General features: G+C 33.0%; 10 protein-coding genes and 1 pseudogene. 6 read left to right on the top strand and 5 right to left on the bottom strand.

The features are described 5' to 3' along the window. The 3 genes from FTT64_RS11810 (at nt 1) to FTT64_RS11800 (ending at nt 5,364) form a co-directional block, all read left to right on the top strand. The gene (locus FTT64_RS11810; RefSeq protein WP_180182421.1) at nt 1-2,190 is read left to right on the top strand and encodes a TonB-dependent receptor; all 2,190 of its coding nucleotides are present in this window, start codon (nt 1-3) and stop codon (nt 2,188-2,190) included. Nucleotides 2,191-3,014: 824 nt separating this feature from the next. Beyond that, nucleotides 3,015-4,532, top strand: coding sequence for an AAA family ATPase (locus FTT64_RS11805; protein WP_180182420.1), 1,518 nt, complete (start codon nt 3,015-3,017; stop codon nt 4,530-4,532). Further along, nucleotides 4,519-5,364, top strand: coding sequence for a hypothetical protein (locus tag FTT64_RS11800; protein ID WP_180182419.1), 846 nt, complete (start codon nt 4,519-4,521; stop codon nt 5,362-5,364). Before FTT64_RS11805 ends, FTT64_RS11800 begins: the two co-directional genes overlap by 14 nt. Nucleotides 5,365-5,555: 191 nt before the next feature. Here FTT64_RS11800 and FTT64_RS11795 read toward each other — a convergent pair whose 3' ends face one another. Beyond that, entirely contained in the window at nt 5,556-10,172 is a 4,617-nt protein-coding gene (locus tag FTT64_RS11795; protein ID WP_180182418.1) for a hypothetical protein, read from the bottom strand. 212 nt (nt 10,173-10,384) lie between these two features. On the opposite strand from FTT64_RS11795, the gene FTT64_RS11790 reads away from it, so the two are divergent. Next, complete coding sequence (locus tag FTT64_RS11790; RefSeq protein WP_180182417.1) at nt 10,385-13,048, top strand: ankyrin repeat domain-containing protein; 2,664 nt, start codon at nt 10,385-10,387, stop codon at nt 13,046-13,048. Nucleotides 13,049-13,093: 45 nt separating this feature from the next. On the opposite strand, the gene FTT64_RS11785 is transcribed toward FTT64_RS11790, so the two are convergent. Continuing rightward, on the bottom strand, nt 13,094-13,402 hold the full coding sequence (locus FTT64_RS11785) for a hypothetical protein (RefSeq protein ID WP_180182416.1): 309 nt from the start codon (nt 13,400-13,402) through the stop codon (nt 13,094-13,096). A gap of 136 nt (nt 13,403-13,538) precedes the next feature. After that, nucleotides 13,539-14,036, bottom strand: coding sequence for a hypothetical protein (locus FTT64_RS11780; RefSeq protein WP_180182415.1), 498 nt, complete (start codon nt 14,034-14,036; stop codon nt 13,539-13,541). 86 nt (nt 14,037-14,122) lie between these two features. Between FTT64_RS11780 and FTT64_RS11775 the strand changes: the two genes are divergently transcribed. After that, a complete protein-coding gene (locus FTT64_RS11775; protein WP_180182414.1) occupies nt 14,123-14,332 on the top strand; it encodes a helix-turn-helix domain-containing protein in 210 nt (69 codons plus the stop codon). Here the strand turns inward: FTT64_RS11775 and FTT64_RS11770 are convergent. After that, nucleotides 14,321-14,758: a hypothetical protein gene (locus FTT64_RS11770; protein WP_180182413.1), complete on the bottom strand. Its 438-nt coding sequence runs from the start codon at nt 14,756-14,758 to the stop codon at nt 14,321-14,323. The two genes, FTT64_RS11775 and FTT64_RS11770, sit on opposite strands and share 12 nt — an antisense overlap. Before the next feature lies 1 nt (nt 14,759). Beyond that, nucleotides 14,760-16,076 (bottom strand): annotated as a pseudogene (locus FTT64_RS14480) (hypothetical protein); the annotation flags it as partial. 53 nt (nt 16,077-16,129) lie between these two features. On the opposite strand from FTT64_RS14480, the gene FTT64_RS11760 reads away from it, so the two are divergent. Further along, the coding region (locus FTT64_RS11760) for a transposase (protein ID WP_180182412.1) at nt 16,130-16,325 on the top strand (196 nt) is incomplete at its 3' end.

The following is a 16,325-nucleotide window of genomic DNA, read 5'->3' as shown; positions in this document are numbered from 1 at the left end:
ATGCGGCGATCTCAATTTAATCTTTGTCTTCTCACAATCGCTATTTCTATGCATCTTTATGCAAAAGAGAGTAGCCCAGCAGCTGCACCAGAAAAACCGGATATCACTCAACTTTCAACAATGGTGATGACCGCCACACGTACACCTAAAACAATCGCCGAGATCGCAGGGACAGTACAAACCATTCATGGCGAAGCAATTGTTCAACAAGCTGGCGCAGGTCGAAAAGTCGCGGATATTTTAGCGCAGCTTGTACCATCTTTAGCACCTAGTAGTGGAACTACAAGTAATTATGGTCAGACCATGCGTGGACGTAATGTACTGGTCATGATTGATGGAGTTTCACAGACAGGTTCACGGGATGTTGCTCGTCAACTGAATAGTATTAGTCCAAATATGATTGACCATATTGAGGTGGTTTCCGGCGCATCCAGTATTTATGGTTCAGGTGCTACGGGTGGCATTATTAATATTATTACCAAACGCGCAGATAAATCTGAACCCGTAAGTTTTCAAACCAAGCTGGGCATCACATCAGCCGATAATTTCCGCCGTGACGGTTTAACTTACCAAGTAGGTCAAACTGCCTCATTTAGTAATGATCAAGTGGATGGATTTTTAGGCCTAGATTATACCCGCCGAGGTTCTCAATTTGATGGTCGAGGAGAGCGTATTTCATTAAGTCCTTGGCAGGGTAGCACAATGGATACCGATACCCTTGACATCAATGGCCGTTTAAACTTTGACTTAACAGATACGCAAACTTTCAGTGTAGGGGCGCAATATTATAAAGATAAACAGGATACAGAATATGGACCAGACTATTCCTACTTACAAACTGTTACTGAGCCTTCCCATAAAGCAATAAAAGGATGGAGCCTCGATAATCAGCCCTTTACAGAGCGCTATGCCGTTAATACCCAATATCAAAATCAAGATGTCCTTGGACAGACTTTGAATGTGGAGGCATATTATCGTAATGAAAAAGTACGCTTTGTACCTTACGGCTATTCGAAAGATGGGAGTAAGGTAAAGCAAAGCCAATCCAATATTGACTATGCCGGTATTCGTTCTACCATTCAATCTAATATACAGGTCGCAGATCGAGATTTAAAACTGACTTATGGCCTCGACTATGACTGGGAAAAAGACCATCAATGGGCAGATTACTATACACCTAGTCATAATGGTCTGGTTTATACCGCTACAGGGGAAAAACAGGGTTCCGGTCCTGATACAGAAATTCAGAATATTGGCACATTTGTCCAAGGAGATTATGCCTTAACAGATCGTCTAAATATTCAGGCCGGTGTGCGTTATCAATATGTTCAGGCAGACACTGACAGTTATTTAACCGCACGTAAACCGATTACTTTAATGGCGGCTGACTCCACCCATTCGGACAAATTTTTATTCAATTTGGGTGCAGTCTATGAGTTAACAGACGCGCAGCAAGTTTATGCTAACTTCTCACAGGGTTATAGTTATCCAGATGTACAACGGGTGCTGCGTGATGTGGCTGCTTATACCTTAACGACTTCTGGTATTGCACCGATTACAGTAAACAGCTATGAATTAGGCTGGCGTTTAAATCAGGACACGGGCTTAAATCTTGGCTTAACCGGCTTTTATAATACCTCGGATCAGGTGGTACAGTTTAATGCTGACCGTTCTGTAAACGTAGTAGATGCTGATCAAAGAGTATATGGTGCAGAAGCGACTGTCAGCTATCCATTTATGCAAAACTATAAGGTCGGAGGTACTCTAGGTTATACACGTGGGCAGTATAAAGATGTTGCCGACAATTGGCATGAATTAAATGCTTTTGCCATTTCTCCAACCAAAGGAACTTTATTCGCTGAATGGAATAACGACGCTGGCTATGGTGTCCGTGCACAAATACAGGCCATTAAAGGTACCAATAAAGCCTATAAGGATGACCAGCAATTAAAGACAGCCGGTTTGAGTGACAGCAATAGTGCTGCAGATATTAAAGGCTACAGTACTATGGATGTATTAGCCCATTTTCCAATGGCAAAAGGGCGCGTAGATTTTGGTATTTATAATCTTTGGGATAGCCAATACAAAACTGTATTTGCTCAACAGGCTGCGGTAACAAATGCCAATTCTTTATTAGCAATTCCTGCCGAAGGCCGAACTTTCGCCTTAAGTTATACCATTAACTATTAATTTTAATAATGGTAGTTCTTGAACAAGTATTTAAGCATCGGATTATGAGTTCACAGCTCATATATCTCAAGTGAAGTTGTGCCAGCATACAGTTTGTATAGGGCACAATCCCCGACATCCTAGTTAACTTATGTTTACCTAAAGTCTAGTTCATAAAAAAACTAAATATATTTTTATAAAATTTAATAAGTTATTTGGAACTGTAAGATAATTTATAAAACTTACTTCATGAACCTATGAGGATTGGCAGTTTTAGACCAACTTACCTCTAAACGTAATTACTTTGATAGGAAGTCGTTGTTTAACCCCAGAAATAGTTCAGTCTCAGAAATCATAAATTTACTTAAATAACTGATGTTATCCAGCAAGAGAACTACAACTAGCAGAATGTTAGACACAAGATAGCTTCAAAATGAAGGTATCTCAATGCTTTTGTCTACAGCCTGTGATCATACGCAGAGAGAACCATAAAAAAGACTTCATCATAAGACCATATGAAAGGGAGGAATCGAATAAGTTTGATCTCATTCTCACTGATTTGACATCTTTTTTTAACTTCGGTTATTTATGGAATAGGTGCAAATTAGGTGTAACCAGAGGAATGTAAGTCTATTACTTACTTCGAATGAGTATGACTTAGAAAATTTGTCGTAAAGGTATAATTTTTCTAAAAAATTCCCCGATACATAAAATAATTCTGTATTATTATCACAGAAGTTTTTCTTTAGAAAATTGTCCTGACAACCAATATGTTATGTATTGAAAGAATTTTCTATTTATTTTATGTCAAGCCCAGGTTAGTTAAAAGATTCTATTAAAAGCATATGAAAATATTTTTTTATGATAAGCCAAATAGCTATGCAGAAGACTCTTGTATAGTTAAACCAATAAATACAACTTGGAATGATTTTGGAATCCAATCAAAAGTAAAGCTTGAACTATTAGTTGCAAATAAAAAAATTATATTTCAGGCATATCATACTGTATATATTAATAATAATTTTGTTACATTAAGCTCAATGACTCAAGAGGAGTTAGAGAGTGACAACATCAAACAATATATTTTATTAGAATCAGTTGCGGAATATGAAAAATTAAAAAATTATTTTCCTGATAAATTTGATAGTATTCTAAAAACTTTAAATGATATCTCTTTTCTTAGAATGAAGAAAAATAGAGATAAAAATTTCAATTTTTTATTACAAAGTGATATTTTTAATAAGAGTTTCATCAGATCTAATGAGTCATTTTTAGCTTATTTGTATGGTTATACGGGATTAGGATCTACACTTACTCTAGATGTAGGGGAAATTTCATCTCTAAATCCTTTAATAAATAAAGAAGTCTTTTTTTATATAAATCATGAAAAAAGTAATGATTTGAATTTTCTACCTTTTAAACATTTTATTATGATTGGAAGGAATGGATCTGGAAAAAGTCAAACTTTAAGAAAATTAGCATTAAAGTATAAAGATAAAAAAGTATTTAATTGTGTTTCTTGTTTTTCTCAATCTGATAAATCAAATTCTTTCTCAAAAAATATAAAAAATGTAAATCATGTTAATTTAACTAAATCTAAAAAAAACATAGAAATCCTTCATTCAATTATTAGATTTAGATTTGATAAAAATAGATTTGAAGACTATGATTTTGATATTTTAATTGATCTTATAAATAACATTAATTTTATGAAAAAAATAGTTCTTTATAAAGACAAAAGCTCCTATTTATCGTTAAAAGATTTAGTTGAATTTAATAGTGGTGAGCAAAATACTCTTGAAAAAATTCAAGAAATAGCAAGTTATAATAGATTTAAAATAAAAAATGGTTCAAACTTTTATGATCTTAGTTCTGGCGAGAATTTTTTCATAAATCTTATTTTTAATTTACTTCATATCACTAGTCAGTATAAAAATAATATATTATTTTTATTTGATGAGCCAGAAAGCTTTCTACACCCAAATTTTATTTCCATTTTTTCAGAAATAGTTTGCTATTTTACCAATCGATTATACTGCATAGCTATTACAGCTACTCACTCTATATACTTGGTTAAAAATTCTCTTCAAGAGAATATTGTTGTTTTTAGAAAAAATGACGAAAAAATTGAATTAGAGAAACCCTCTTTTAATACTTTTGGTGCAAATCTTAATTCATTATCATATTTTATATTTGGCTTTGAATCACCATTAGAACACGAGGAGTCTGTTATTAAAAAAATTGTGGAAATTGAAAGGTATACACAAAAATCTTTCATAGAACTTATTGATAAATATGGTAAAATTTTATCATCAGAAACCATTGATCGTATATATATGAAGCTGCAAAATGAAAAAAGTTAATTTAGGAATTGATGATATTTCTATTCTCAATGATCTTTATTTATCCACATCAAAATTAGTAGTTAATTTAAAGGATAGAGAAGACTTCTTTTTAAAACATAGATATAGAATGTATATTTCTTTTGCAGAAAAACAAAAATTAAGCAACTTACCTAAAATACCATATTTTCATAAACAAAGAGCTCAAATTTTTGAAAGTCTCTATTCTTCAAAATTATCCTCTTTAAATTATATCAAGCAATATAGAAAAACAACTAGCTACAAAGTTTGTAGTTTGTGTGGCAGTCCTGCAGCTGGGACTTTAGACCATTTTTTACCTAAAGATATTTATCCAGAGTTTAGTATATTTTCTAAAAATCTTATTCCTGCATGTAAATGTAATTTTTCAAAAAATAAAAATATTAGTATGATTTATCATCCGCAATTTTTCGATTTTCTTGAAAATCGCTTGTATTATATTGATTTTTTAATAATAAATGACAGTGTAAATTATAGGGGTATTAAAATGAACATTAAACCTAATCACCCATACTATAAGTTAATAGAGTCTCACCTTGTAAATCACATTCTTAAATGTGTTGATGGTTTTGAAAATGAAATGAGAACACGTCTTCAATCCTTATATGATACACCTCAAACTTGTATCTTTGCCTTAGACTCCATAGTAACTAGCTTATCTAAACAACAATTAAGAAAAATTATTCATAATCAATTAAAACGTGAAAATGAAAAATTTCAAACTCCTAACTCCTGGGACTCATTAATTCTATCCAGTTTTTTAAAAAAAGAAGTTTTTAATCAATTTTTTTTGCGAGTTAATACCATTTTATAAATAACCCAAATCCTGCTTAAGAAGTGTATATTTATACTACCACCTAAAGTAACATTTAAAATCCTCGGTATGGTTCATTTTTTAAAAACCAATAAATTAAATATAAAAATAGAAAAAGAACCTACTTTTATTTGATACTGGCTCTTTTTTGTATTCAAAAATTATTTTAAATGTTATATGTGGTCTGCTAATTATGTAAGTAATCCTGTGTCTAGTTTATCTGTCATATTTCTTATGAATGAGTGATTACTAGCCAAAAGCTCATCCCACGTATCCAGACAGTAACTCAGTGTTTCATCATCTTGATCATTTTCTGCTTGATCATATAATTGCTGAATGACTCTTGTGATGGCATCTGTATCTAAATTACTCATTAAATCTTGAGTTTTTAACTTAAGAATATTTTGAGTCATGATAATGATGAGATCACTAAATTGAGCCATACCTATAGAGCTTTCTTCTATTGAGTGTAAGACATTATAAATATTATGATTTAATGCTTTTGACTGTACATAAATTTCAAAAAACTCTCGGGCATATCTTTTTGACCAGAACCGTTGATTAAAGAATCTTCCCATCTTTTTTAAAATATCTTCATTTTCTGAATTGACTAATATTTCAAAGATAGCTTTTAAATTTGAATGGTCATAACCTTTGGTATCATCTCCCAATAGTTGATTTATGACAGAAGCATATCCCAAAAGGCTTTCTACATTTTTTGATTCAAGTCCTAGTTGAAGTTCTGCCTCAAATAAATCATTGAATAGCCAGCGAGCAACAACTTGTTTATGACCTTCTTTTCTCACATCTTCATACTTAGATTCGAGCATAGTTTTGACAAGAGATAAAAATGACTCTCTATACTGACCTGTAAAAGCATTATTGAAATAATAGTGATAGCCATAACTTAGAGTATTTCTAATGTCTTTTTGACATAGTTCTATAAACTTCTCGAAAGCATAGTCTTTATCATAATTATACATAGGTAATAGCAGGTCAGCAGTTGCCATTCTAACCGCTGCATGCTCATCATTCAGTGCATTCTCAATGAGATATTTATGCGAAAGTGCATAATCTTGATCATCCCAAAATTTACTAGCAAGACCTGTATATGCAGAGCCTCGAGTGCAATTAATGGTATTGCTTCTTAGATCATGGCTCGATATTTCATCTAATTGATCAGCATGACCTATTGTATGAATATTTAATTTGCCTGGTAAAGGATCAACTGATAATTTAGCAATATCTTCTAATAAGGTTATATATTGAGGGGACAACAGTTTGACCTTGGCAGAGAGCAAGCTTTGGAGAGCTCTAGAATATTCAGTTGATGAAAAATGATTGATTACCTGTTCAATTAACTCAATAGGGCAAGGCTCCCATGTTTCTTTCAACTCCTCTGGAACTCGACTAGGATCATTTTCTCTAAGCCCATTATACAAGGCATTAATGTAATCTTGAGGTATATCTACAGGTAATGTTAAAGCAAACTCCGCAAAACGTTGAGGAGCACTAATTACTGCTCTTTCGAAAGCATTAGAAAATTGATGAATACTTGCTTCGCTACCGTCTTTTCGGAATCTATTTTCATTAAACCTACGAGGATCACTAGTAATAAGCTTTTTCCAAGCCTTATGTGAAAGTCTGAATATGTTTTTTAGAGGGGAGGTTACAATCCTTGCTATGCTATCAAATCTATGACAAAAATCATCCTCTGTGTATTTCTCGTATTTGCGACTAACAACTGCGATTAACTGCCTAGTTCTATTAGAAATTTTTGATGGATCTAATCTAGGTAATAAGTGGTATTGGGTCTTTCCCCAATAAGGAGTATAGTAATTTTTACGAGTAGCTTCTAAACGCCATTTGATTTGATCTAACTCATAATCAGGAGAGAAGTAATATATTGTTCTTTCAAGTTGTTCAAAGTTCGTTTGACTACAGTGCGGTGAGAATTTTTTAATTAATTCTCCTGTTAGCTTCCAAATTGGTTCTTTATTGTCATTTCCTAGTTTAAATTTTTGATTTGGATTAGCTAATAACCACTTGATCACGTCATCAGCATATTGAACGTCTAAATTTAGAAGTACATTTGCATATATACGATTAAAAATTAAATTAGTATTATCTTGATATGATCTGAGTAATTGGAATAATTGAGCAGGTTCTGAAGCAACATTTTTTGAAGCTTTAATTATTATCTGAAACAGACACTTGAAAATAAATTCTTCTAACGTGTTTCTAGTTCCATATTCATGTGACCATTTATAAATGTCACAATATTCATCCTGTTTGCTGTAAGCGAAGAAAGTATTCAAGATAGGTAAGAAGGTGTTGAGTATTTCTTGTGGATGAGTTTCCGTAAGTTTTTCTAAACCTTCCGTATTGTAATCAGACCATTTTTCTCTAGAATTTAATCTTATGTGTAGTTCTTCATCACACATAAGCTCTAATAGATACAAAGCTCTTAATGGGTGTTGTTTAGTTAAGTCATCCCAGAAAATATAATGACTACTAGCACCATTTTTAATCAACTGCATACGAAAATCAAAGTGCTCATCCGAATCACTTTTCATATTCCAACATAAACAGTTATATATTCTCTGATTCCACTCAGGTGATTGATTCACAAACCTAGACAACTCATTGATTAAAATGGCAGGAGCTTTATCGGATACTGAACTTAGAAGTTCTAAAGCTCTAGATTGTGTCTCTCCATCTTGTTCTAAACAATCACTTAGATAATGACTCTCTGATAGATATTGGATGAGAGCAGGAGTTCCATTGCAGCTTAACCTTATAAAATGAGGGGCGAGTTCAGCATCATTAATAATTTTATTAATCAGCTTTTTGAGAGGAGCTTTAAAGTTTTCTATATGGCGCAATACACTAAATACGAGTGATTTTAAATGAAAGCGAATTTCAGGATGATAAAGGACCGCTTCAATACAATTACAGAATTTTCTTTCATCTGCTTCATATAACAGTGCAAGTGCATATCTAAGATGTTCACGTTTCAATAACGTTTGTTGATTTCTTGCACCTAATTCAGTTAAGAAATCTTCGGTTGAACTAAGACCAAGAGAAAATAGCTTTTTCCCTATTGCGTAATCATAAATTGCTTGATGCCTAAAACTAATTTCTCTATTTTGTTCAGACAGCAATCCAACAGAAACCATAGCATTTTTAATTTCTGATGATCCGTCAGGTAGTTGAGTTGAAGGAATACTTAATTTGTTGAGTTGATTCATCAAAAGTATAACTTCATGGAAAAACCTATCGCTATCGACTATAGGAATACCAGGATGTTCATTGAGTTGTTTAAAACGATCTTCAATGAAAAATTTGATCAAATCCAATTTGGTTGAAAATGTAGGAGCCTTACCTAAATAATTGGCCAAGTTAATGTAAATTCCTAACCATAAAGGTATTTTTAAAATATTTTTCTGCTCATTGCTTAACTGATCGTAGTCTTCAAACTGGCTAATATACGGCTTGATTTGATCTGACTCAAAGAGTTTTAATTCTATTTGTTTGACATCATTGTTAATTGTACTGATCCAATTTTTTAGACGTAAATCATCTTCGAGCTCAAAATTTCTAGTTGCCACAATAATTTTTATATTGGCGCTAGCATGTTGGCGTAGTAAAAGAATTTCTGTAACCATTTTAATGCATATATCCAATGCATTTGATGAGTGAAGAGCAGTCCAACGCAAGGCATCTAATTGATCTAAAATAACAATAACTTCTTGCCCTTGACTATACTTTTCTAGGCAGTAAATTGGAGAGCAAGGAAAACCTAAGTCCTCTCCAAATTGATTGATATTTTTCTCTGGAACTCTTCTATCAAGTCGAATAGGAAGAACAATTGCCCCTGATTGAATGAAATGCTTCTTTAAGTCCAGTAAAAATGCACTTTTTCCTACGCCTGCATCTGCTTTAATTAACGTTATAGGACTACTGTTAACACTTTCCAATACAGTAGTGAATTCAGTTCGATAAATATTATTCTGTGATATGAGATAAGGTTCGATTGACTGATCAAATTCCTGGTTTAGCGTTACTATTACATCAGACGTATGTGGATCACTTGGAGATGGTCTGAAAGAGAATTGATGAGTTTCTAAATCTTTTTTTAACAGATGAGTGGTAATTTTTTCTCTGAGTTTGTTACATTTTACTGGATAAGTTTGTAGGAAATGAACTAGCTGAATAGGAGGCTCAAAGACTAATTTTTCAGCGAGCAATTTGCAGATTTCATGATCTGTATCATCCTCATTGAACAGTCTAATTTCAAAACATTTTAAAAATTGTAGAGCTTTGTCTAAATCATCAGATTTTGATTGGTCTAAGCTGAGTTTTTTGCATAATTCATTAAACAACTTTATTCGGTCTTGGCTTATCTCTTTAATTTGATGTTCAAAGAATTCTGAGCCAGAGCCTGTACTATTTAAAGCACTTTCAAAGATATCTTCTAGTAGTCTAAAACCAATTCTTGAAATAACTTTATAGGATTTTGAACCAGACAAGATGTGCTCAAAACCTTTAGTTAGGAGTTCTTTAGACTCAAGCGTTGCAATTGTCCAAGCTTCAACAGATTTTTCTCCAATTTTACATTGGTGATGTTCTTTAGAGCCATCAAGATTACCAACAATGACATCTACAGCATCTTCATCATCACCCAATGGTTCAACTTGAACAAAGGAAATTTTTTCGTCCAGTAGTCTTAATAATTGGTATGTGATCCAAGATGATTCATAACGATTTCCAATTTTTTCAGCGAAACCACCTGGCTCTAAAGACACGTAAAACCACCATAAAATAATTATTAATTTTAATAATTTAAGGTCTTTTTTTAATTTTTCAAGGATTAATATTTAATCATTTTAGTTTTGTGAAAAAAAATTATAACTCTAAAAGATTAAGACATCGCTAGGGGGGAGACATCTTTTTTCATCGTTGTTTCGTAGATAAATCGATAAGATGTCTTCAAATTAATTCTGGATACACTTATAACATGGGCACTTTACCAAAAATTGAATCAGTACTGTTAGAAATCCATCAAAGTCTTGGTGGTAATACCTCATATTCGACAGTTCAAAAGAATAAATTTGCCACTGGAAAAATCAGTATCAGTAAGCAATCTGATATGATGAAAACAATTATTTTATCTATTTTTGAAAAACTCAATGTTCGCCCTGAGTCTTTTGATGCCATTTGGCAATCATTCACCAATATTGCCAATTTCTATAAAAGTCTTGAGCTCAAAACGTGGTCATTTAATGCTGATCAAAAACAAATTAACTGGATGCTTTTAACGCATTTTTTAGTGCCAGGTTTAGCACGATTTTCGGCATTCCAAGCTATTGAGACCCCTTTTGATAAAGGTATGCCAGGTGGTCGTTTCTGGTATTTACCAGAGGTGGTTGAAAGTGATGGTGATAAGAAGCTAATTCTACCTGTGCCACAAGTGATTGATTGGTTAACAGATCTATTAGGAACAGATGTAGACAATATTGCCAACCAGAGCTTAGATATAGACATTCAAAATTTAAGACGTTCTCTCTATAACTGGAAGAATGGTACAAATACTATTCGTTACAGCTCTATTTATGAATATTTCCCAGATGGGCTAAGTTTAGATTTTGCAGGTGCCTTTACCCTAGATGAAACTATCACTCTTGATGAGCAATTTAATCGAGCATTAGCTTTTATCAACAAAAAGGAACTAAATGCTCAAAAGCTTAAATTTGAAATTCCTTTGTCTGAGGAAATCCTTACCGATATTTTGCAGGGGAATGTAAATGAAAAAGAAAAAATTAGATTAATTGAATGCTTATTAAATCGCTATTCAGCACCTTCTATAGAAGTTATTCGCCAAAGACTTATTATTGCTAGTGTAGTGCAGGATATTTATCAGCGTTTAGTCAAATCTCAATGTCCTGATGTAGATAAGTATTGTATTGCCCCCCAAAAAAACAAAGTCCTACAACTATTCGCATTATATAAAGGCGTTTATAACCTAACTGTTGAGGCATGGAGAAATTGTAGCGATAAAGGTGAATTGGCAGAAGATATGTGGTTTGAGGCTCAGTTACCTGAATGGGATAAACAAAGCATATTTCTTTCAATTTTACCCTCTGGTAAAGAAACAGCTATTGATGAGCTAGCAACCTATCTGAGCTATAGCTTCCGTATCAATGCAAGTGATGTACTTGATGATGTGATTGGTCATGATCCGAAATCATGTGCCGAAATTGCTGAACGCACTGTACGTAAACTGCATCACTTTTATGAGGAACAAACCAAAACTCAAGAGCTAAAAGCTCGTATGCAACAAAGCTCACCATGGAGAGCTTTACAAAATGAGCAGAATTATTGGGTAGTAAGTGGCGTAGCTCAGTCAACAGATCTACCTATTCGCTTGAAAGAAATGACCGCTAAGCGTATGAGGGAATTGGCTAATACGCCTTTCGAGAAAATTCTAGTTGTTATTCCAGAGCTTGCTTACTATTTAAATGGTGAAAGTAAAAACAGACCTAAAGATTGCAAAAATAAGGTTGACGCTTTACTTGATGAAGCAGAAAAAACCGAAGGATATGATTTATGGAAGTTTGCCATTTTGCAATACAAAGCTAAACACTTATTGGCACAAAATAATTTTGGCGAGGCATCACAATATTTCAGAGAGGCGTTGGAAGAAAGTTTTAAATGTAGTTATGGTCTAATAACTGGAGAAATTGCAAGAGATTGTCTAGCTATAGCGGTAGCGAATCAAAAACTTATCACGAACAATCACGAAAAATATTATCGTGAAATGCTTAGTGGTGGAATGATAGAAAGTGATCAAATTCCTTCTATAGAAGAAGTAGCACGTTGGGCTCATTCTTATTTCTGGGAAGACCTTTATAAACCATATCCTGGAGTCAAGCCTCAACAACCGCTTGGTCAAACTCTTGTACAACCAGCTTTGGATAAACTTTTTCCTTTGCTAGAACAAAATAATTTAGCAGGATTGAAGGATTGGCTAAACTCTAATAAAGCTTTGTTCAAATCTAATCTGCCTGACGTTGAAGGCAACTCAATGCTCATGCTGATGCTGAAACTATTTCTTAAAGCTCAAAAAGTGATGGATGCGAAGATATTAGAAGTTTGGGAGACCCTTTTAAAAGATATTTTTGAAAAATATCCAAAACAACTGAATATTCCTGATCTAAAAGGCCAAACACCATTAATGTTGGCTGTCGAGGCTCGTGAAACGTTGTTAGTTGAACAGATGTTAGTAGCTGGAGCCGATGCGAATATTCAAAATTATCAAGGTATGACGGCATTACATACAGCTTGTAAAATTAGATTTCCAAAAGTTTTTGATACTTTCTGTACAGAGTCTTCTGATTGGAATTTGAAAACAATGGATGGAAGATTACCGTTACATACTGCTTGTTGGTCTGGAAATATTTATGCTGTCGAGAAGTTAGTAGAATTAGTGCCGAAACAACTTCGGGAAAAAGATCATGCTGGATTCACACCATTAGAATTGGTTGAATACCTCATAGAGAATCCTGAAGCATTAGGTTTATTAGAACAACAAAGTAGAAGAAATGGTTACTCTTGTGGATCGCGACAAGAACTTGAAAAAATTCTTGAAGTTTTAGACCAATCTTTATCTATGAACAGTTAATTTTAAAACAGCCCTGTACATCAAAACGTACAGGGCTGCATTATATTAATACCTATAAACTCTTTTTATATTTCTCTGATGAATTTGAATACCAAGAACTATAAAGAATCCTAAGGCTACCAAAGGTATTAACCACATACCATGTATAACATAATTGATATTAGTCTCTATTATTGGTTTAAAAGGGAACTGTCCAAAGAATTGAAAGTTGTAGATCACATTTATAACTTTAGGATAAAAATGTTGTGCTACAAGCATAGATATAATGCCGATTACCCAGATAAAGTAGGGAGACCTATATTTTTCTAAAATTTCTCCGTGAAAATATAACCATTCCATAAAGCTATCTTTCATCTTTTCTCCTAATGTGATTAAATAAAACTGATTATTAATTAATCAAAAAAGAATTGTCTATATGTATAGTTGCTTAGACGACATAATTTGACGTTTTGAAGATGATTGATTTTGATGGCAGGTACTTTTCTACAGATTAAGACTTTGATAAATAATTAATTAATGAAATTATTGCACGCACTTTTATTTCTAAGCACTTAATTCTATGTATTTTCAAGTCTATTAGCTGTTCGATTTTAGTTTGAATATCAGGAAATTGATCTTTTAATTCTTCTAAAACATCGATTTCTTCTTCTAAATAAATAAGCTCACTTTCAAATTTCAATTTTTCTGAACTTATCTTTTTAAGTATCGTCAGTGAGCCAAAACAGAATGCTGAACGAAATTCCTGTAATTTATTATTTTCATTGTATTTTGTTAGATTATATTTACTTTTTTCGAAATCAATATCCAAATATCCTTCATTAGCTAATCGAACTATCAATCGATAAACGCTTTGGTAATTTATATTGTTATCAGACACGTTTAAAAGCTTAACTTTTTCCCAAAAATCCTTAGTTTGCCAAGATTCGATCTTATAACTACAAAGAACTGACGAAAGTTCCCTGAACAGCGGTAAATTCTGAATTTCCATAAATAGCACACTAAAAAATGAGGATTATAGTCCGTGGATTAAAACACTTCAATTCTTGATAGTTCTGGTATTTATGGTGTTTAACTATGAACCAGGAACTAGCAATATCAATTGGCACTAAAATAAGAGAAACTCGGAAAAGTAAATCGATTAGCCAGGAACAGTTGGCATTACGAACAGCAATTGATCGTAGCTATCTAGGCCGAATTGAAAGGGGAGAAGTTAATATAACTGTTGAAAAACTTTATCAAATTTCACAGACCTTAGATATTGATCCTAAAAATCTACTCCCGTGATAAATACTTTTTCAGAAGATGTGGAGCTAGTAGATGATCAATCTTCAAATTGCTTCGTAGCTTTACTTCCTCAATAATATCTATCAGAGTTTCAGTATTTTGATGAAGTTGTAATTCAAGTTCATCAACTTGAGTCCGTAAATTTTTATTGGTATTAGTAAGTGCTTGTCGTGTTTTTTTATTCACATAAAGCTGTTGATCCTTAGCCTTCAGGTTCAAGGGCGAAATTTGCTCGGTCATATAAAGACTGATTAATTTTTTGCGTTCAGCAGAGCTTAGGGTACTTAAACCACCAGATATATACCCTTTATTTGTTAATCGATCATGCAATGTTTTATGTGAGATAGGGGATTTCTCAAAACCTTCTATCAGCATCATTTGCAATTCTTGTTCGATCACTTCATCTAATTGTTTGCCACGTAACATACTAAACTTCCTTTGACTCTATTTTTTGCTGCTCTATGGCAAATAACTCACTTAAAGTACTCGGTAATTTACTAAGCTGATCCCCATAAGAGAAAATTGATATAGGCGTTAAATTATTCTGTCTAGTTAATGCCTTTTCTTTCAAACCGGTTAAATAAAGAATCTTCTGGCGTAAATCTTCAAGCATTTCATCATAAGTAGAGTCATGAGCTACTAATTGTTCGATACTTTCAAACTGTAGCAATAATCTATTTAAAATAAGTTTCAATGTTTCTAATTCACCTTTACGGCCTGTTAAAGCGAAGCTGCCGCATTGACCACCTGATTGGCATGCAAGGCGTTTAGGGCAATCATGAACAGTCACTTCACGCATACAGCCTCCAAAAGGCAAGGGGTGTAAACAGGCATGGCGCTGAATTAATGAGTTTGCTAGGGATTGATCTTCTTTTACTAATTCATTAAATGACTCAGCAATATCTTCAAAATATTCATCAAAAAAAGAATCTTTTATATAACTTGCGACTTCATTTTTTGAATCGAAAGTCTGTAAGTTCATCTTTAGATTCTTCTCAAGATCTAATTGATCTGAAAAATACATTAATCCATCTTTCTTAATTGCATCTACTGGATATTCTGGCTTGAACTCTTCTACTTCTTTATAAAGTGTCAATTCATGCTTATCTAGGATACTAGCTGCTACTTTACGTTGTTTTAGAGCTAGATGCTGATAATGCTGATTTTGCTTGATATCTACGCGACCCATTAACATTGCTTGTAAGTGCTCAGCGAGTCCGGTCAAAGCTAGAAAGGTATTAATATTATGGCGTGGAATATGGGTAGTTAATTTTGAATGTTCGTTCTCATCTTCCAATAAATTATATTTTTTAAAGACAGATACACTTAAAGTATTACCTAAAAAACTATTCACAAGATTTACATTTAATGGAATTATATTGGTCTTATTTATAAATGCTCTCTGCAAGGTAGCTGACCTAAATTCGTGAATAAAAAGTAAATTTTCAAAACTTATTTTCTCTATCTTACCCTCATAATTAAAAACATGATCTATTGGAAATTCAGAATTATAATTAGCTTGTCCTTTAATGAAAGTATCAATATCATCTTTTAAATAATATCTTCTTTTTTCCGCCCCATTCTTAAACTCTTTAAATATTGGAGTATTTTTGAGAGTTTTGATAACAACTTCTCGTTGACCAGCCCGTCCTCTATAAGTATCTTTCACTCCAAAAACTGTATCTATTAGATCATCCACTTCTACATAATCTGCACTAATATCATCTATTCTTTTGGGTAAGAAACTAGGGCTTGTTGAGAATTAACAAAGGCTACTGATTAATTTATAATAGTACTATGGATAGATACATACTTACTGATGCCCAATGGGCAAAAATGGAACCTTTTTGCCTAGGTAAAGTGATTGATCGAGGTCGTAGTGGAAAAGATAATCGATTATTTTTAGAAGCAGTCCTATGGATTGCCCGTACAGGCAGTCCATGGCGTGATCTACCTGCTCATTTTGGTAAATGGAATACCGTCTTTAAAAGAT

This window comes from Acinetobacter sp. Q186-3 (assembly GCF_013420655.1).
Classification (GTDB): domain Bacteria; phylum Pseudomonadota; class Gammaproteobacteria; order Pseudomonadales; family Moraxellaceae; genus Acinetobacter; species Acinetobacter indicus.
The sequence above is the reverse complement of the archived record's forward strand: the minus strand, read 5'-3'. Positions and strand labels throughout refer to the sequence as shown.